General features: G+C 42.6%; 18 protein-coding genes. 9 read left to right on the plus strand and 9 right to left on the minus strand.

The window, feature by feature from the left end:
• Nucleotides 1-530: 530 nt before the first annotated feature.
• Entirely contained in the window at nt 531-1,814 is a 1,284-nt protein-coding gene (locus AHMF7605_RS24080) for an erythromycin esterase family protein (RefSeq protein WP_106932523.1), read from the plus strand.
• Between the two features lie 152 nt (nt 1,815-1,966).
• Here the strand turns inward: AHMF7605_RS24080 and AHMF7605_RS24085 are convergent, their stop codons facing one another.
• The 4 genes from AHMF7605_RS24085 to lpxD all read right to left on the minus strand — a co-directional run bounded on the left by AHMF7605_RS24085 (nt 1,967) and on the right by lpxD (nt 6,083).
• Nucleotides 1,967-2,590 carry an ABC transporter ATP-binding protein gene (locus AHMF7605_RS24085; RefSeq protein ID WP_106932524.1) on the minus strand — a complete coding sequence of 208 codons (624 nt, stop codon included), beginning with the start codon at nt 2,588-2,590 and terminating at the stop codon, nt 1,967-1,969.
• Nucleotides 2,580-3,374 (minus strand): acyl-ACP--UDP-N-acetylglucosamine O-acyltransferase, encoded by a 795-nt coding sequence (lpxA, locus tag AHMF7605_RS24090; protein ID WP_106932525.1) that lies wholly within the window; start codon nt 3,372-3,374, stop codon nt 2,580-2,582. Before lpxA ends, AHMF7605_RS24085 begins: the two co-directional genes overlap by 11 nt.
• Nucleotides 3,375-3,537: 163 nt before the next feature.
• Entirely contained in the window at nt 3,538-4,935 is a 1,398-nt protein-coding gene (locus tag AHMF7605_RS24095) for a bifunctional UDP-3-O-[3-hydroxymyristoyl] N-acetylglucosamine deacetylase/3-hydroxyacyl-ACP dehydratase (protein WP_106932526.1), read from the minus strand.
• 125 nt (nt 4,936-5,060) lie between these two features.
• The gene (gene lpxD / locus AHMF7605_RS24100) at nt 5,061-6,083 is read right to left on the minus strand and encodes a UDP-3-O-(3-hydroxymyristoyl)glucosamine N-acyltransferase (RefSeq protein ID WP_106932527.1); all 1,023 of its coding nucleotides are present in this window, start codon (nt 6,081-6,083) and stop codon (nt 5,061-5,063) included.
• Between the two features lie 384 nt (nt 6,084-6,467).
• On the opposite strand from lpxD, the gene AHMF7605_RS24105 reads away from it, so the two are divergent.
• Nucleotides 6,468-6,749, plus strand: a complete 282-nt coding sequence (locus tag AHMF7605_RS24105) for a hypothetical protein (protein WP_106932528.1) — start codon at nt 6,468-6,470, stop codon at nt 6,747-6,749.
• 43 nt (nt 6,750-6,792) lie between these two features.
• Here the strand turns inward: AHMF7605_RS24105 and AHMF7605_RS24110 are convergent, their stop codons facing one another.
• Both AHMF7605_RS24110 and AHMF7605_RS24115 read right to left on the minus strand, forming a co-directional pair.
• Nucleotides 6,793-7,395, minus strand: a complete 603-nt coding sequence (locus AHMF7605_RS24110; protein WP_106932529.1) for a hypothetical protein — start codon at nt 7,393-7,395, stop codon at nt 6,793-6,795.
• A 103-nt stretch (nt 7,396-7,498) separates the two neighbouring features.
• Nucleotides 7,499-8,728, minus strand: coding sequence for an HD domain-containing protein (locus tag AHMF7605_RS24115; RefSeq protein WP_106933600.1), 1,230 nt, complete (start codon nt 8,726-8,728; stop codon nt 7,499-7,501).
• A 193-nt stretch (nt 8,729-8,921) separates the two neighbouring features.
• Between AHMF7605_RS24115 and porX the strand changes: the two genes are divergently transcribed.
• The 4 genes from porX to AHMF7605_RS24135 all read left to right on the plus strand — a co-directional run bounded on the left by porX (nt 8,922) and on the right by AHMF7605_RS24135 (nt 12,679).
• Complete coding sequence (gene porX, locus AHMF7605_RS24120; protein WP_106933601.1) at nt 8,922-10,484, plus strand: T9SS response regulator signal transducer PorX; 1,563 nt, start codon at nt 8,922-8,924, stop codon at nt 10,482-10,484.
• Nucleotides 10,477-10,914 carry a tRNA (adenosine(37)-N6)-threonylcarbamoyltransferase complex ATPase subunit type 1 TsaE gene (gene tsaE / locus AHMF7605_RS24125; protein WP_106932530.1) on the plus strand — a complete coding sequence of 146 codons (438 nt, stop codon included), beginning with the start codon at nt 10,477-10,479 and terminating at the stop codon, nt 10,912-10,914. The genes porX and tsaE overlap by 8 nt, the downstream gene beginning before the upstream one ends.
• Nucleotides 10,915-10,924: 10 nt before the next feature.
• Nucleotides 10,925-12,154 (plus strand): alanine dehydrogenase, encoded by a 1,230-nt coding sequence (locus AHMF7605_RS24130; protein WP_106932531.1) that lies wholly within the window; start codon nt 10,925-10,927, stop codon nt 12,152-12,154.
• 105 nt (nt 12,155-12,259) lie between these two features.
• Nucleotides 12,260-12,679 (plus strand): OsmC family protein, encoded by a 420-nt coding sequence (locus AHMF7605_RS24135; RefSeq protein WP_106932532.1) that lies wholly within the window; start codon nt 12,260-12,262, stop codon nt 12,677-12,679.
• Nucleotides 12,680-12,938: 259 nt separating this feature from the next.
• On the opposite strand, the gene AHMF7605_RS24140 is transcribed toward AHMF7605_RS24135, so the two are convergent.
• Together AHMF7605_RS24140 and AHMF7605_RS24145 are read right to left on the minus strand one after the other, a co-directional pair.
• On the minus strand, nt 12,939-13,610 hold the full coding sequence (locus tag AHMF7605_RS24140) for a YceI family protein (protein WP_106932533.1): 672 nt from the start codon (nt 13,608-13,610) through the stop codon (nt 12,939-12,941).
• A gap of 114 nt (nt 13,611-13,724) precedes the next feature.
• Nucleotides 13,725-14,312, minus strand: coding sequence for a dioxygenase family protein (locus tag AHMF7605_RS24145; protein ID WP_106932534.1), 588 nt, complete (start codon nt 14,310-14,312; stop codon nt 13,725-13,727).
• A gap of 163 nt (nt 14,313-14,475) precedes the next feature.
• Between AHMF7605_RS24145 and AHMF7605_RS30850 the strand changes: the two genes are divergently transcribed.
• Nucleotides 14,476-14,604 carry a hypothetical protein gene (locus AHMF7605_RS30850; protein WP_262512365.1) on the plus strand — a complete coding sequence of 43 codons (129 nt, stop codon included), beginning with the start codon at nt 14,476-14,478 and terminating at the stop codon, nt 14,602-14,604.
• Nucleotides 14,605-14,843: 239 nt separating this feature from the next.
• On the opposite strand, the gene AHMF7605_RS29945 is transcribed toward AHMF7605_RS30850, so the two are convergent.
• Nucleotides 14,844-14,981, minus strand: coding sequence for a hypothetical protein (locus AHMF7605_RS29945; RefSeq protein ID WP_158267607.1), 138 nt, complete (start codon nt 14,979-14,981; stop codon nt 14,844-14,846).
• 457 nt (nt 14,982-15,438) lie between these two features.
• On the opposite strand from AHMF7605_RS29945, the gene AHMF7605_RS24150 reads away from it, so the two are divergent.
• Nucleotides 15,439-16,509 carry a sensor histidine kinase gene (locus AHMF7605_RS24150; protein ID WP_106932535.1) on the plus strand — a complete coding sequence of 357 codons (1,071 nt, stop codon included), beginning with the start codon at nt 15,439-15,441 and terminating at the stop codon, nt 16,507-16,509.
• On the plus strand, nt 16,506-17,243 hold the full coding sequence (locus tag AHMF7605_RS24155) for a LytR/AlgR family response regulator transcription factor (RefSeq protein WP_106932536.1): 738 nt from the start codon (nt 16,506-16,508) through the stop codon (nt 17,241-17,243). Before AHMF7605_RS24150 ends, AHMF7605_RS24155 begins: the two co-directional genes overlap by 4 nt.
• Nucleotides 17,244-17,732: the final 489 nt, after the last annotated feature.

Here is a 17,732-nt window from a genome sequence, read left to right on the forward strand (position 1 = left end):
TTATGTTGCTAGAGTCCTCCGGTAATCCAGGAGGATTTTTTTTGTTTTTAGAAAGATCATGGCCTTTCAATTTAAAACTACTACTGATTCTGGCGCCAGTGTTAAGCGTAGCGTCACTGGTGACTACGAACATACGTCCGTCTTCCGACTGACGTGTACAATGCTTGTGAAAAATTAGAATGAATATTACCGCTAGGGCAAGCTGACAACTCGTATTTTTTAGAATTTTCTAAAGCCCAGCCATAGCACTACTACCCAGAAGTTACGTTTTGCCAGTCCGGAGACTGGCATTTGTCTGTCAGGCACAAGTCTCACTGCGCTAAAACTTGCGCCAGTTCTGGACAACAGGGCTGCAATAAGTTCAATTTGTTTGCCGGGGCAAACAATCTTATTCCGCTTTAACCAAGCTGTTATAAATACGGAAAGAAGCTGCATTACTGACTATTCTAGGTAGAAATACTTCTTCCGAAACAACTTATCAACGGATTATCGGGTACAAATAAGTCTCGTGGATTTAAACCAGTTGTATTATGGCTTCAAGTAAAATTCCGTATTACCCGCTCAAAAATAAGCAAAGTTTAGATGTACTGCTTGATGCTATTGGCGATGCCCGGTTTGTACTGCTGGGAGAGGCCTCGCACGGTACTTCCGAATACTATACTTGGCGAACAACTATTTCGCGCCGGCTAATTACGGAGAAAAATTTTAATTTTATCTCCGTAGAGGGCGATTGGCCGGATTGTTACTTGGTAAACCGTTTCGTAAAAGGCTACCCCGAGGCGGGCAATTCGGTGCGGGATGTTTTGAAAAATTTTACCCGCTGGCCTACCTGGATGTGGGGAAACTGGGAAGTCGCCGCGCTGGTAGAATGGCTGCGGGAACATAACCAAAATGAGGCCCCGGAGCATAAAGCTGGTTTTTACGGCTTGGATGTGTACAGCCTATGGGATTCTTTGGAGCAGATTGTGAAATACCTGGAACATAATGATGGCACTACGGTAGAAGCGGCCAAAAGAGCTTTTCGTTGTTTTGAGCCCTTCGGTGACGATCCACAAGCCTACGCCGAGGCCATTGCGTTCGTAGATAAAGGTTGTGAGAACGAAGTGCTGGAAATGCTGCAGAAAATTTCAGCGAATGCCCCCCAGTTTTCCGGCGACCGGGAGGCCAATTTCGGGGCGGAACAAAATGCTTTAGTGGCGGTAAACGCCGAAAAATATTACCGGGCTATGATTAGAGGGGGCGGTAGCTCCTGGAACGTGCGCGACCGGCACATGATGGAAACTTTAAATCGTTTGATGGATTTTCATGGACCCGAGTCTAAAGCTATTATCTGGGAACATAATACGCACATTGGCGATGCCCGTGCTACTGATATGGCCCGTAGCGGCATGGTGAACATTGGGCAATTGGTACGGGAAGAGCACGGTTCAGAAAACGCTTTTCTGGTAGGTTTTGGGTCGTATTGGGGTACGGTAATGGCGGGCAGACAATGGGGAGCCACCATGCAAAAAATGGAAGTGCCCCGAGCTAAGCCTAATAGCTGGGAAGCCCGTTTACACGAAGCCGGCCCCGGGGATAAATTACTTTTAACCGAGGAACTACGTGACCTGCCAGAATTGCAAAAGCCCGTTGGCCACCGGGCCATTGGTGTCGTGTATAATCCGGAGTTTGAAGCTTTTGGCAATTACGTACCTTCCCGTATAACGGAGCGTTATAATGCTTTTCTGTTTATTGATGAAACCGAAGCCGTGCATCCGCTGCATAATTACCGCGATGCCCATCAACCCCCCGAATTATACCCTTGGGGAACGTGAGACAATAATTTCAAGAGATTGAGCAGTAATAAGTAGAATTTCGGAGCTATAAGTAAGATAAGTAAATACAATTGCAGTGAAGTTTTATGGAGAACTTTCTTAAAACGAGTCTACCGTAAAAGAAGACCTTTTCAAGAAACCTTTATTTACATTTACTTCGGAAAATGATACTGCGTAATATCTAAAGTTTCGTGGCAGAATTGGTATTCGTGGGCAATGTTAGAACAAACAATTACTAAACGATCGGCTTGGTTCTGACTAATGTGTTCGAGGTACCAGTTAATACCGGTTTGGTCTAAATTGGTGGTGGGCTCATCGAGGAGCAGGAGAGGAGCGTCGGTGTAAATGGCTAAGCCTAATTTAAGCCGCTGTTTCATGCCCGACGAAAAGTCTTTCACGTATTTGTTGCGGGATTTTTCCAGGTACATCCGCTGGATAAGCTGATTGGGAGTAAGGTTCCGCAGGGGTTTAAAGCGAGTATGAAATTGAATTAACTCGGTTAAAGTCAGCTCTTCTATTAATTCCAGGTAAGGCGCCGAAAAAGAAAGAAAACGATAAACTTCTTCCACGGGTACCGTTTTTGAATTCACCTGATAATCAATAATACCTTCGCTGGGTACTAAATTGCCCGATAAAGTATTAATAAAAGTAGATTTCCCGGAGCCGTTATAGCCCAAAATAGCATACGCCTTATTCGAAACAAATTCGGAGGTTAAATGGCGAAAAATCCAGTCGTAATTGTAACGTTTACCCAGCCCGGTGAGCTTAATCTTCATCTCTTTGCGAATAGCCCCGAATTACGCCTCGCTCCGATGTTCGGAAGAAGTTAATAATCTCATCGCGTTCGTCGCTGGGCAGCATTTCCAACTCAATTCTATCTAAAGCTTTGCTGTGGTTCATGCCACCCAGAAACAAGGTGCGGTAGATTTCCTGAATTTCGTTTATTTTTTCGTTAGAAAATCCCCGGCGACGCAAGCCAATAGAGTTCACTCCGGCATAGGTAAGCGGCTCGCGGGCGGCTTTCACGAAGGGGGGCACATCTTTACGCACCAGCGATCCTCCGCCAACCATAGCGTGCGCGCCAATTTTTACAAATTGCTGCACCGCGGTGGTGCCACCAATAATAGCGTAATCCTGAATTTCGATGTGACCGGCCAACTGTACGGAGTTTACCACAATTACATTATTCGCGATCATACAATCGTGGGCAATGTGCACGTAGGCCATTATTAAGCAATTGTTGCCGATATTAGTGGTATTTTTATCCATGGCCGTACCCCGGTTAATGGTAACGCATTCCCGGATAACGGTATTATCCCCAATAAATACGGTGCTGGGCTCCCCTTTGTATTTTAAATCCTGGGGAGCAGCGGATATGACACAGCCGGGGTACAACTTGCAATTTTTGCCAATGCGCGCCCCTTCCATAATGGTTACATTAGGACCTACCCACGTACCTTCGCCAATTTCGACATTTTTATAAATGGTGGAAAAAGGTTCAACTACTACATTTTGCGCAATTTTAGCTTCTGGGTGAATATAGGCTAATGGTTGATTCATTCTTTCTTTTAATTAAAAATTAGGAATTAAAAATTAGAAATTAAGATGGCAGGTAATGGAATGAGTTAAATTCTAGCCAAGGTAAGTTTGAAGTAGTAAATCAAAAAAAATGCTAAAAACATTCCGGTTAATTTCTAATTCAAAATTTCTAATTCAAATTCTTTTACACCCCTTCCTTCCGGACGATGCTCGCCGACATTTCGGCTTCCATCACTACTTTGCCGTTTACAAAGGCTTTCCCTTCCATTTTAGCAATACCTCTTTTTATGGGCGCTAGTAACCAGCATTTAAAAATAATGGTATCGCCCGGAATAACCTTACGACGGAAACGGCATTTATCTACGCCCAAAAAATAAGTCCAGTAATTTTCCGGGTCCGGCACGGTGCTGAGTACCAGAATACCGCCGGTTTGGGCCATGGATTCTATCTGGTAAACGCCGGGATAGACCGGATTGGTGGGAAAATGACCCTGAAACTGCGGCTCGTTCATGGTTACATTTTTCACCCCAATTACGGTGCTTTCGTCGAGGTAAATAATTTTATCAATTAATACGAAGGGAAAGCGGTGCGGCAGCGTTTGCGTAATTTTATTAATATCCATCACTGGTTCCTTGGTAGGATCGTAAACCGGCACATTTTGGATGGCTACTTCCAGCATTTGTTTTTTAATCTTTTTGGCAAAGGCCACATTCGCCGCATGACCAGGACGGGCCGCCAAAATCTGTCCTTTTAAGGGACGGCCGACTAGGGCTAAATCGCCGATAAGATCGAGTAGTTTATGCCGGGCCGGTTCATTTTTGTAACGCAGTTCAACGTTATTTAAAATGCCTTCTTTTTTTACCGCTACTTTGGGCTTATTCAATAAAGTGGCTAAGTTACTCAGTTCTTCTTCGGTAACTACCCGGTCTACAACCACAATGGCATTGGCTAAATCGCCCCCCTTAATTAAATTTTGTTTATAAAGAGCTTCCAGTTCGTGCAGAAAGCAAAAAGTACGGCTCGAAGCAATTTGGTCCCGAAACTGATCGATGGCCGTAATGGAAGCGTGCTGACTTCCCAGAACCGGCGAATTATAATCTACCATTACGGTAACCCGGTAATCGTTTAAAGGTAAGGCGGCTAACTCTACTTCGCGTTCGCTGTCTTTGTAATGGATACCGTGCGGAATTTCAAAAAAATTGCGGAGCGCATTCTGTTCTTCCAGCCCTACTGCTTCCAGGGCATGAATAAACTCAATGGAAGAACCATCCATAATGGGCGGCTCTGGTCCATCTAATTGAATCAGAATATTATCGATCTCTAAACCCACCATGGCGGCTAGGGTATGTTCCACCGTATTAATGCGCGCCCCGTTTTGTTCGATGGTAGTACCCCGCGACAAATCCACCACATTATCTACGTCGGCGGCCACTATGGGCTGACCGGGTAAGTCGATACGCTGAAATTTATAGCCATGATTTACCGGCGCGGGTAAAAAAGTCATGTTGGCCATTACGCCCGTATGTAGGCCGATGCCCGAAACTGTTACCGGCGATTGAATGGTATGTTGTTTATCGTTCATTTACTAAGTACGCGTAACGTTTTAAGTGATACGTTTTACGTTTATAATTTATTGGCTATCAGAAATTATTGAAATTTGGCCTGAGTGTAAGGTAATACTCTTACTAATGAATACATCCGCCAAAGTTAAATTTTTTCTTTTAGTTCGTTCAATTGCTTTTCCAGTTCCGGTAAACGCCGCAATACGGCTAAAGCCCGTAAATTTTGCTTATAATCAAAAGCGGGTGAGCCCTGAATAATGGTGCCTTCTTCTTTTATAGATTTAGAAACTCCGGATTGGGCGCCCACGGTAGTTTTATTGGCTAAGGCTATATGCCCTACAATGCCTACCTGACCGGCAATAACACAGTTATCCCCAATTTTAGCGGAGCCGGAAATTCCGGTTTGCGCCGCAATTACCGTATGGCGGCCAACTTCCACGTTGTGTGCCAGCATCACCAGGTTGTCTATTTTGGTGCCTTCGCGAATAATAGTAGAACCCATGGTAGCACAATCAATGGTAGTATTAGCGCCTACATTTACGTTGTCTTCCAGAATAACATTGCCTAATTGAGGAATATCTTTGTACGTGCCGTCTTTTTGCGGGGCAAAACCAAAGCCATGGCTGCCAATAACCGCACCCGCGTGGATAATGCAATCCTTACCAATCACAGAATCCGCGTAAATTTTAGCGCCCGCAAAAATAGTGGTATTATCGCCAATTTTTACATTATCGCCAATGTAGGCCTGGGGGTAAATGCGCACGTTTTTACCAATCTGGCAGTTATGGCCAATATACGAAAAAGCGCCGCGGTAATGTGCTTCGCCAATGGTAACGTTCTGCCCAATAAAGCTAGGTTCTTCTACGCCCTGCAACAAGCGACTTTTAACCTTTTGGTATTCTTCCAGCAAACGCGTAAAACTCAGATAAGGATCTTCGACCCGGATAAGAGCCGCTGTAGTAGGTTGTTTTAAAACCAGGGAGTGCGCTACAATTACCGCCGTGGCCTGAGTGGTATATATGTAGTGTTCGTATTTAAGATTAGACAAAAAAGCCAGGGAACCTTCTCGGGCTTCTTCAATTTTCTCTAGTTTATAAACGGAAGCTGTTGCATCGCCTTCTACTTTCCCTCCTAATAATTCAGCTATTTGTCCGACGGTAAATTTCATGCGCCAAAATTAATAAAGAATTTAATTAAAGTGCGATTTCTTTGGGGTAGCAAAGGTAATATTGTTGCCAAATCTCTAATAGATTATCCGGAAATAAGAAAGAATAATTAGTAGAATAGTCGATTTTACTAAATAACACGGGTCTTTCGAAGGTTTGGGAGCAGGAAAACGAAGGGACGGAAAGCGCAATAAACCAATTAATAGAGTGTTCCGGTTAAATAAAATTAGGAATGAAGTTAGCTACAACAAAAAAGAGGTAAGTAAAATGAGAAAAACTGGGGTACGAACCGGATTCAGAACTAGCCTGTTGTAAAATTTAAAAATTGCGTGCTATTTTAAGGTAAATTACAAAAAAAACTGACCTATACCTTATCCGGATAGTACATGCTAAGACTTTTAACCTTCATCGCTTTCTTTTTTGTCCTGGCATTCGTCGGCGGATGTTCCGAAGATGACGCTCCTCTGGCAGACTGCCCCAGTACGGCGTATATTAACGGTTTAATCCAGCAGGTAGATGCAATTAATGCGGAAGTAAGTGTATTACAAACCCAGTTACCAAATGCGCAAGGGGCGGATAAAGATGCTATTACCGTTAAAATTAAAAGTGCAAATGACCGAAAAGATACTATCTTAAAAGAATTAAATAATTATCGCCACTGTTTGTAACAGTTTGGTGAAAAGTGGTTTACTGCTTCTAGGTGTTATTAAGCTATATATTTATTTTCTTTATTGTGCTATACTCTTTTAAAGTTTTAAACACCGAATTGTTGCTAATAACTTCCTGTTCGCACTTTTTACTGGTTATATCCACGTTCTTTTCATCCATCATTTTATAGGTGCTATCTATCATTGCATGGTCAAGAGAATATAATTTGGTTACTTTTTCTATAGTGAATTTATCGAAATCGTCTTCTCCTGGGCAAATAGTATTGAAAGCGCCTACTTGTTTTTCGAAAGCAAATGTATTTCCATTATCATCAAAATAATGGCTGTAAACTATTTCCCAATCGCCACTCTCGCTAAAAGGGTACTCTGAAATTCGAATAATTTTGCCGGAGGTGTTTTTTAGAATGTTAAATGTAACTTCTATTTCGTTAGGCCATTTTTCATGAATAACTTCTATTAAAGTGTCCTGGTTTGGTACCTTTACTAGTACCGTAAGTTGTTTTAGATTTCGTTGGAATAAAGTATCGATGAAGATTTTCCTTTTGTATAATTCTTCCCTTGAAGAAAAAACTTTGGAAGTTGAGTCTTTCTTTGTACTACAGGCTGCAGCTATTCCGATAAGGAATGCTATATAAATTATCCGCATTTTAAATAATAACCAATTGTAGAAAAATTATAACTTAGTTATCAAAAGTCGAATAGATTTAATGGTTGTTTATTTACAATTAAATTAGTACTAAACACAAAAATCAATGCGTAATTTCCTTCGGGTAACACACAAAATACTTTTCTACGGTAGTACTCAGGGCATGAATGTTCGGTAAATCGGAGGCATCGGCTACATCCACTACGTGGCCGATTTTGGTTAATACATCAATGGATTTGCCGTGGCCTTCGTAGGCGTTATTGCTAATCTTACCCGAAATCATTAGGTACGGCACTTCAAATTCGTTTACTTTAAATTTTTCCTGAATCAATTCGGCAATGCCTAACAACATCTCCTGGTCGAAGGGGCTGCTGGAGATAAGTATTTTAAATAATTTGCGTTCGAGTAAACTGGTGGCCAGAAAAGATAAAATTTTATCGGCATGCGCGCACCAGGTTTTAATGCCTTGCCAGATATCGTAATCGTCGAGCGCGGTAAATTTTTGCAAAATAGAATTCTCGGCTTGAAAATCGGCTAAAGATATGTTCTCGGCCAGAAAAAAAGTAAGCGCCGCGCTGGCGGGTACATCTACGCCCGATTGATGCAGAAAGCGCGCGCGTTGCACCAGTTTAATGAGCATGTGTTCGGCGCTTAGTACGGTTTTATGCAAATAAACTTGCCAGTACATGAGGCGCCGGCTCACCAGAAAGTTTTCGATGGAATAAATGGCTTTTTCTTCTACCACCAAACGGTCATCGGCTACGTTCAGCATTTTTATAATACGATCGGCGCCAATCTTTCCTTCCAAAACGCCGGTGTAAAAAGAATCGCGGTTCAAATAATCGAGCCGGTCTACGTCTAACTGGCTGGCCACTAACTGGTGAAAAAAGCGGCGCGGATACGCATTTGTAAATATTTTAATGGCTAGACTCAATCTTCCGTGAAACACCTCGTTTAATTGGTGCATGATGTGTACCGAAAGCTGCTCGTGGGTTACATTTTTAAAAATAGAAGTTTCTAAGGCGTGCGAGAACGGACCGTGACCTACATCGTGTAATAAAATAGCCAGCAGCGAAGCTTCGCATTCTTTCTCAGAAATTTCGTTATTTTTGCTGCTTAAAGTTTGTAACGCATTGTTCATGAGGTGCATGGCCCCAAGAGCGTGATGAAAACGGGTATGCAACGCGCCCGGATAGACAAAATCCGTTAAGCCCAATTGTTTTATTCGCCGCAGGCGCTGAAAATAAGGATGCTCGATGATATCGAATAAAAGGTCCGACGGAACCGTAATAAATCCGTATACAGGGTCGTTAAAAATTTTTTTCTTATTCAAGGGATAATCGGGTTGGCCGTTGTTTGTTGGCAATTATGGATTGGAAAGATTCGTAAATATCCGCGCTACTTTACGGAAATAATAACCGTTTACCGGTTTTTCCTGTTAATAAATGAACCCAACGGCTGCCGCTAACTATATTGGCAACCGCAACCAACCAATAAAAAGCACGATTTGTTTTAAAAATAAAACTATGCAAAGATATAATATTTTATGGGCCGACGACGAAATAGACTTGTTGAAGCCACATATTCTTTTCCTGGAAGACAAAGGGTACGATATTACCCCGGTTCCCAGCGGAGCGGATGCTATTGAGAAATGTTCGGAAAATAATTACGACGTTGTTTTTCTGGATGAGAACATGCCGGGAATTTCCGGCCTCGAAACCCTCTCCGAAATTAAAGCGCTTAAACCTACTATACCGGTAGTAATGATTACCAAAAGTGAGGAAGAGCACATTATGGAAGAAGCTATCGGCGCCAAAATTGCCGATTACCTTATTAAACCGCTCAATCCTAACCAGATATTATTGTCGGTTAAAAAAATTCTGGATAACAAACGGCTCGTTTCCGAAAAAACCAATAGCAGTTACCAGCGCGATTTCCGTACTTTGGGCATGGCTTTCGGCGAACGCTTAAGCCACGAAGAATGGGCCGAAAACTATAAAAAACTGGTACGCTGGGAATTGGAAATCGACGAAACCGAAGGTAAAAGCATGGCCGATGTTATCAGCATGCAAAAAGACGAAGCGAATTCTAACTTCGCTAAGTTTGTAATGGATAATTATGAAGAATGGATTAACGACGAAGTAGACGAACGGCCGCTCATGTCGCATGAACTTTTTAAGGAACGCGTTTTTCCTATAATGAAAGAAAGTGCCCAGACAGTTTATTTTGTGCTGATTGATAACCTGCGCTACGACCAGTGGAAAGTGCTGGAGCCCATTATTGCCGATTATTTTACCGTGGATAACGAGGAAATGTATTATTCCATTTTGCCTACTACCACGGCCTACGCCCGAAACGCTATTTTTGCCGGCATGATGCCTTCGGAAATTCAGAAAAGGTATCCTAACTTATGGGTAAACGACGACGAAGAAGAAGGAAAAAATTTGCAGGAGCCGGAATTTATGCAAATCTTGTTTCAGCAAAACCGTATTCAAGATAAATTCAGTTACAATAAAATCACGAATATTCAGGCCGGTAAAGACTTGGTGAGTAAATTCAGTAATCTGGATAAAAACAAATTAAACGTAATCGTGTATAATTTCGTGGATATGCTGTCGCATGCCCGTACCGATAGCACCATGGTCCGCGAACTGGCTCCCGACGAATCAGCGTATCGTTCGCTTACCCGGTCTTGGTTTTTGCACTCGCCTTTGTTCGAAACTTTAAAATTAATCGCGGAGAAAAAAGGAAAATTAATTATTACCACCGACCACGGTACTATTCGCTGCAAGCGGCCATTTAAAATTATCGGCGACCGGAATACCAATACCAATCTACGCTATAAACACGGTAAAAACCTGGGCTTTACCGATAAAGACGTGTACGTGGTACGTAAACCGGAACGGATTTTTCTGCCAAAAGAGAACATTTCAACGGCATACGTGTTTGCCTTAGAAGATTACTTTTTTGCTTACCCGAATAATTTTAATTATTACGTAAATTATTATAAAGATACTTTCCAGCACGGCGGCGTGTCGCTGGAAGAAGTAATTATCCCGTTTGTGACGCTTTCGCCAAAAAATGCTTAAAACAGAACCGGATAGTTATGTTTTAAACGTAACCTCAAAAGAAGATTTATCCTGGGCGGCGACCGAAGTAATTCGGTTTGCCGCCGATGAAAAGATTTGGTTATTTGAAGGGGATATGGCCGCCGGTAAAACCACGTTTATCAAAGCTATTTGTGCCGCCAAAGGAGTAACGGATGCGGTAAGCAGCCCAACGTATAGCCTGGTAAACGAGTACGAAACTGCGGAGCAGGAAAGGCTGTATCATTTCGATTTCTACCGGATTAACAGCGAAGAGGAAGCATTAGAGATGGGAGTGTTGGATTATTTTGATTCCGGGAACTTATGTTTAATTGAATGGCCTTCTAAAATAAAATCGTTATTGCCCGAAACGTATTTGCTCGTAACTTTGGAAGTTGGTGCCGGGGAGGCGCGTACTATTACGTTGAAATGATAATCTTACTATGACGGAACATATTCCTTCGGGTTTTGAAGCATTAAACGCCACCAGCCGGGCGCTGTATCCGAAAGAATCTATGCTGGCGGTTGAAACCAAGCGCAAGCGGTTGTTTATTGGTTTGCCGAAAGAAACTTCTTTGCAAGAAAATCGCCTGGGTCTTACTCCGGAAGCCGTGCGGCAGTTAACAGACCAAGGTCACGAAATTTGGGTAGAATGCGGCGCCGGAGGACCTTCTAAGTATTCCGATCATGAGTTCTCCGAAGCGGGCGGACGGGTGGTTTACTCCACTAATGAAATATACGAGGCAGATATCATTCTTAAAATTGCTCCTCCTACTTACGAGGAAATAGAATCTTTCCGGCCCGGTCAAACCCTGATATCGGCTCTGCAACAAGGTAGCCTTACCGCCGAATACATAAATGCCTTGTGCCGCAAAAAAATTAACGCCATTGCTTTTGAATTTTTAAAAGATAAATCGGATACCCGGCCCGTAGTGCGCGCTATGAGCGAGATTGCCGGCAGTACCGTAATGCAGGTAGCCGCCGAATATTTAAGCTCCAGTAATGATGGAAAGGGTGTTATTTTAGGAGGAATTACCGGCGTACCGCCCACTCAGGTGGTTATTTTAGGAGCAGGCACCGTAGCCGAATACGCTACCCGGGCGGCGCTTGGTTTAGGAGCCGAAGTAAAAGTTTTTGATGATCATATTTATAAGCTGCGGCGTTTAAAGCAAAATATCGGGGCCCAGTTATTTACCTCTACTCTGGATGGAGCTGTACTAAACAACGCGATTAAACAGGCCGATGTGGTGATTGGGGCTTTTTCGGTGAAAGAAGGCAAGCCTTCCCTGGTTATCACGGAATCCATTGTGTCGCAAATGAACCCGGGTTCCATTATTATTGATGTGTGTATTGACCAGGGTGGGTGTTTCGAAACTTCGGAACTTACCTCGCACAGCCGGCCTATTTTCCGGAAATACGATATTATTCATTATTGTGTACCCAATATTGCCTCGCGGGTGCCGCGCACGGCTACCAACGCCTTAAGTAATATTTTTACGCCTATATTTATTGAAATTTCGAAATATGGCGGGGTCAACGAAACGCTTTTTACCCACGAGTATTACCGCAGTGGCGTTTACATTTACAAAGGCAGCCTGACCAATGCCATGATCGCCAAAAAGTTTAATATGCGTTACAAAGAACTTAGCCTGATGATCGCCGTACGGAACTAAGATTTTAATTAAAATAGTAGCAGGTTGGCTAATCGAATGCTTAAAGCGGACGCCCGTTTTAACCTGATACTTCTTTCAAAAGTAAATCTATTATAAACAAAAACAATGAGTTCCGTAATTGCAAGTGCGGACCGCAGTACCGGAATGGTGGCTACGGTTAAGATGGGAAGTCAATCCATGAAAATTGATGAATCGGGAGTAGCCACCGGAGAAGATACCGGTCCTGGGCCAATGGATTATATTATGAGCGCCTTAGGCTCTTGTACGGTTATTACGCTGCAAATGTATGCGCAACGCAAGAACTGGCCCCTGGAACGAGCCCAGGTAACCTTGCAGCAGCGAACTCTATCGGGTTTAGAAGCCGACTTAACTCCAGGAAATAAACGTACTGTTATTAGTAAAACCCTGCAACTTACCGGCGATCTTACCCCGGATCAAATCGAGCGGCTTAAAGATATTTCTTCCCGTTGTCCCGTCCAACGAACCCTAGAAGCCGGCGTACTTATCGAAACTACGTTGGTGTAAAACAATTTTGGGACTAAATTACTCTTTGTTTCTTGAGATGGTAGGCACCAAAATATTAGAAAGTCCTGTACAACCAGAATTACGTATTTCTTTTAGCGGTTGTCTATCATGAATAATATAAAACAATCGGCCCCAAATAGTGCTATTCTATCTGGGGCCGATTGTTTTATAATGGCAAATAAACGATATAGGTTTAGTTTTAAGTATTCTCCCGCCAAGTGAACTCGCAGGAAAATCCTAGAAACTTAAAAATATAGCCTTACAATTTGGCGGTTTTAGTTTTACCGGCTACTAATTTAATGTCCATTACAAATATATCATCAATAATCTTGTCAGCGGCCGTACCCAACATGCTGGAGCGGAATTTAATGTCGTATTTAATCCGGTCAATTTCTACTTTGGCAAGAGCTTCGGCATTGGCGCCATCCACTTTTACGGTAGCCGGGAAAGTAACCGGATTGGTAATACCTTTAATAGTAAGGTCGCCGGTAATAGTATAATTGGGCTCGCCGGCTTTCGTGCTAGCGATGGGCGCTGCTTTGGTAATTTTAAACGTAGAAGTAGGATTCTTTTCAACGGAGAAAAAATCTTCGGATTTTAAATGGCCGGTTAGTTTTTTGTTAAACTCTTCATTCGTAATATCCACGTCGGTAATGGTGGTCATGTCCATTACAAAGGTACCACCCACTAATTTTTTACCGTTTACTTGCAAGCTGCCTTTCGATAATTTAACGGTGCCCGTATGTTGGCCACCTACTTTTTTAGCCGTCCAGTTAATGGTACTAGCGGCCGGATCGGCTTCCAGGGTAGTAGCGGCAACGGCTTTAGTAGTGGCTTTTTTTACCGGATTACGCGGTGTGCCGTTAAGAGTAGCACTACCAATAAGTAAAGTTAAAGCTAGAATCGAGGTAGAAATTTTAATTGTTCTCATAAGTAGTGGTTAATTGAAGTGAAAAATTTTGATTTGGTTAAGTAAAAAGAAGCGAAAGTAAATTAATTGGTTTTTAGTAAATTATTATAGTTTTTTAGGAATTAGCCCAAAATTTTAGGCCGGGAGCACAAAAGTAAAGCCCGCATGTACATTTTTCTCCATTGGTTTAATGTCCATTAGTAGAACTTTGTTGTAAATTCCATCTCGCTGGTTTTGCGGTTCGTCCGGAAAATATAGCTGCGTAGTTAAAATAGATTTTCCCGGAGCCTGCACTTTTACGTGAATATGTCGCGTGCGACCCGTATACAAACCCGGTACAATGGTCTCTAGCCGGAAGTTACCTTTGTTATCGGTGTATTGATGACCACGGAGCCGGAAACCGTTGTTGTCGTAATTGCCGGCGTCATCGGCGTGCCACCAGTCCAGTAAAGCTTTAGCTACCGGCTGGCAATTAGTATTGACTACCTGCCCGGTTAAAATAAGCTTGGTGCCGGAAATACTCGCTTCCATTAAACTATTTCGTTCCGGCGATTCGGGCTTAAAATAAGGACCTTCGGTTTGGGAAGGTGTGGGATCATCGTGGTCGTCGCAAGCGGGAGTAGGCGGCAAAGTAGCCGGTCGGATTTTAGGCAACAAAGCCCATAAACCCAGTAAGGGAAGGGGAGACAGAAAAGCCAAAAATTTACGCCTGCTCGTTTTCATCTTTTTATGCTATGCTTTTCATTTTAATCGTCTAATACTCCTTAAATTAACTAAATATAATAAGTAGCTTTTTAAAAACCTTAAGTCTTAAAATTTTCTGTTTCAATCCATTCTCTTGTTTGAATTTCAGGCTATTATTACTAACAAGAATTTAAATTTTATTATGAAGCCATCATCGGGTAAAATCCAACTGCCGGGTTACGGCTTCCGGTGCTATCAGGTCGGTTACCAGGTAACCCGCTGGCAGTTAGACTTCCCGATTTTTATGCGGAATGTAATGTGCCCCGCATAAGAGTAACTTGCAGTAATGCCTAAATAGTGGCACTTGCGCTAGCTATTTTAATTTTTCCTGTTTCCCCAGAGTTGGCGGTGCAACTTAATTTAAATTAAATTTTATTTTTTAGGGGCTTGCTGATTGCTATTACCCGAGTCATCGCCTTTTATGTCGTTGTTACTCACGGAGCGGGTTTTGCGGCGCGGCGCATCAAAGCTCATTTTGCCGATTTTATAACTAAAAATTACTTTCCCGCCTTAGTTAAGCAATCGCATTTTCGTGCTTTGGTTAAATAACGGCGACGTAGATTCGGATTTAATCGGCGTGCTCCGGATTACAAAATTTTCGGCGGCTAAACCAATACAGCCTTTTTTATCGGTAAAATCTTTTTTCATGCCCAACGAGTACATTTTAAAACCGCTCTGCGTACCCTGTAATTGTAGCCTGAGCCAAGTAGCCGCTGCTTACCAGTAATAAGGTGTAAATAAATTTTTTCATATAAGATGGGGGCTATTATTTTATCTATTAGTTTCTCCCTGATTCAGAAAAAATCACAACCTTATAAGGTGGTAAATAAATTTCACTAACCGGCGATTTATGAAACAAAGCAACAAAGAGGAAGGCACACTTAAAAAAAGAATAGATAGAAAGCCAGAGAATACCGACTAAAGGCTAAAAGTGGTCTATGAAACTTGTTTGATACCCAGTGATTACAGATTATAGGTAGTTGATAGACAAATATTTCTTGCTGGTCGGTGTGATTGGGGAAATGGTCGAGGATCGCGGGTAGATACTTCTTTAATCCTTACCTTTAAATTGAATTTTATCTTTTGAATTCCTAACTCCTTATAAATGCCTTCTTTAATTCGCCGAAATATTTCCGTTTTTATACAAATCCTGGTTTGGGTTTTATTGGCCTTCCTGTTGTTATTATTTCAGCCGCTTACCTCAGAAGTAAAATTACCGTTCCAATTCTGGATAAAGCAAGCCATATTGTTTGGGGCATGGCTGGGGACTTTTTATTTAAATGCCAAGGTGTGGGTGCCAAAACTACTCCTGACAAATAGAACCGGGTGGTTTTTTATAGCTGCTCTTGGAACGGCTGTTGGGGTAGTTCTTCTAATTTATCTGGTTGAAGTAGGATTGCATATACCGGAACTCATGCACCAGGCTTTCCATCCGGGCAAACCTCGGAAAGCGGGTATGGGACCTCCTTTATATTCTCTTATTGGGGTTTTATTTTCTACTATTATGGTATTAGCCATTGGCACCAGCATTACCACCGTGCAAAAATGGCAGAAAGATGCGCAACTCCGGCAGTTACTGGAACAGGAAAAAACCAGTACCGAGCTGTCTTTTTTAAAAGCGCAGATTAATCCGCACTTCTTTTTTAATACGCTTAATAATATATATGCCCTTACCATGATCAATATCGACTCATCCCGGCAGGCTTTGCACACCTTGTCGCGGATGATGCGATACGTTTTATATGAAACCACCAGCGGCACTACCTTGCTCAGCAAAGAACTCGGATTTATTGAGGATTATATTAAATTGATGCAATTACGCTTGACGGAAAACGTAGAAGTTGCTTTTTGTAAACCTAACCCAGTAAATGACGTGATGATTGCCCCCATGTTGTTATTACCTTTCGTCGAAAATGCGTTTAAACACGGGGTAAGTACTATTTTGCCGTGTCACATTCAAATTAAGGTAGAGCAGCAAGGTTCGGAACTGCGCGTACACGTAAACAATACCATCGTAAACGAGAAAAAGTTGGTGTTGGAAGAAAGTACCGGCATTGGCCTGGTAAATACCCGCCGACGTTTGGATTTGCTGTACCCGGGCAATTACCAGCTAACCGCCGGTGAAAATACCCCGGAAAACGAATACCAGGTACATTTAACTTTAAACCTATCCTGATGCTTACTTGTATCGCCGTGGATGATGAACCGCTGGCCTTAGGCCTGGTTTGCGCCTTTATTGAACAAACGCCTTTTCTGAAATTAGTGGGCCGGTACTCCAGCGCCATTGAAGCCTTACGAGGCTTGCACGAACAACCCGTAGATGTTTTATTTCTGGATATTCAAATGCCCGATTTAACGGGTATTGAACTGGCCCGGGTCTTGGATAAAGGTAAGCCTGGTAAAAACCCACGCGTTATTTTTACCACCGCTTTTAATCAATTTGCCCTGGAAAGTTACCGGGTAGATGCGCTGGATTATTTAGTAAAACCTTTTAATTACGAAGAGTTCTTGCGGGCAGCCTCCAAAGCCAAAGCTTATTTCGATTTGATTCAGCCCCAGGTTAATGCAACTGCAGCCGCAACTCCCGAAGAAGAATACTTGTTTTTAAAAGTAGAGTACCAGTTAGTGCGCATTTCTTTTAATGATATTTTGTACATCGAGGGTTTAAAAGACTACGTAAAAGTGCACCTGCAGAGCGAAGCAAAGCCATTGCTCTCGCTAACCAGTCTGAAAGCCCTAGAAGAAAAATTGCCTGCCCGGCGGTTTATGCGCATTCACCGTTCTTTTATTGTAGCCTTGGATAAAATCAAAGCCATTACGCGCAATACGGTACAAATAGGAGAAACTATGATTGCGGTTAGTGATCAGTACAAAGAAAATTTTAATCAGTTTTTAAATAAATGGGTGTGAGAGTTGGTAGTTTTAATATTGCCTTCTCTTCCGTTGAGACTGTACCAGTCTCAATAGAGCAGTGCTGATGCGGTGAAGCCGTACCCTGTTTGCCTCGTGGCCGGCGGGCCTCGTTTGGCTCTCTCGGGCGGTCTAAGCTTGTTTTCCTCCTGCGTCGGAATGCTCCGCACCACAACCTTAGAAGGCCCTCCATAGCCAAACTGGTGTCAGTTGCCAGTAGCAACGCTACTTTCACTGTATTATAATTTAAGGGGGTATTTAATGCTTGTCTGAATTCTGGGTGGCATCTAGTCGGGCAAACCGATAGCCATTCCTTTAAGCAATCAGGTAAAATTTCTATCGGCCAGTTGCAAATCCCGAAGTATTTCGGGGAGGCCGGACGATGAAGCTCACGAGCGGAACGTTCGCGAGATAATAAGGTTTACTAAAAAAAACTGTTTTTCAGAAGTAAAGTTTATAGGTAAATAGCTAAATAGGTTCCTCCTAGAG

The organism is Adhaeribacter arboris (genome assembly GCF_003023845.1).
In the GTDB taxonomy this organism is placed as follows: Bacteria; Bacteroidota; Bacteroidia; order Cytophagales; family Hymenobacteraceae; genus Adhaeribacter; species Adhaeribacter arboris.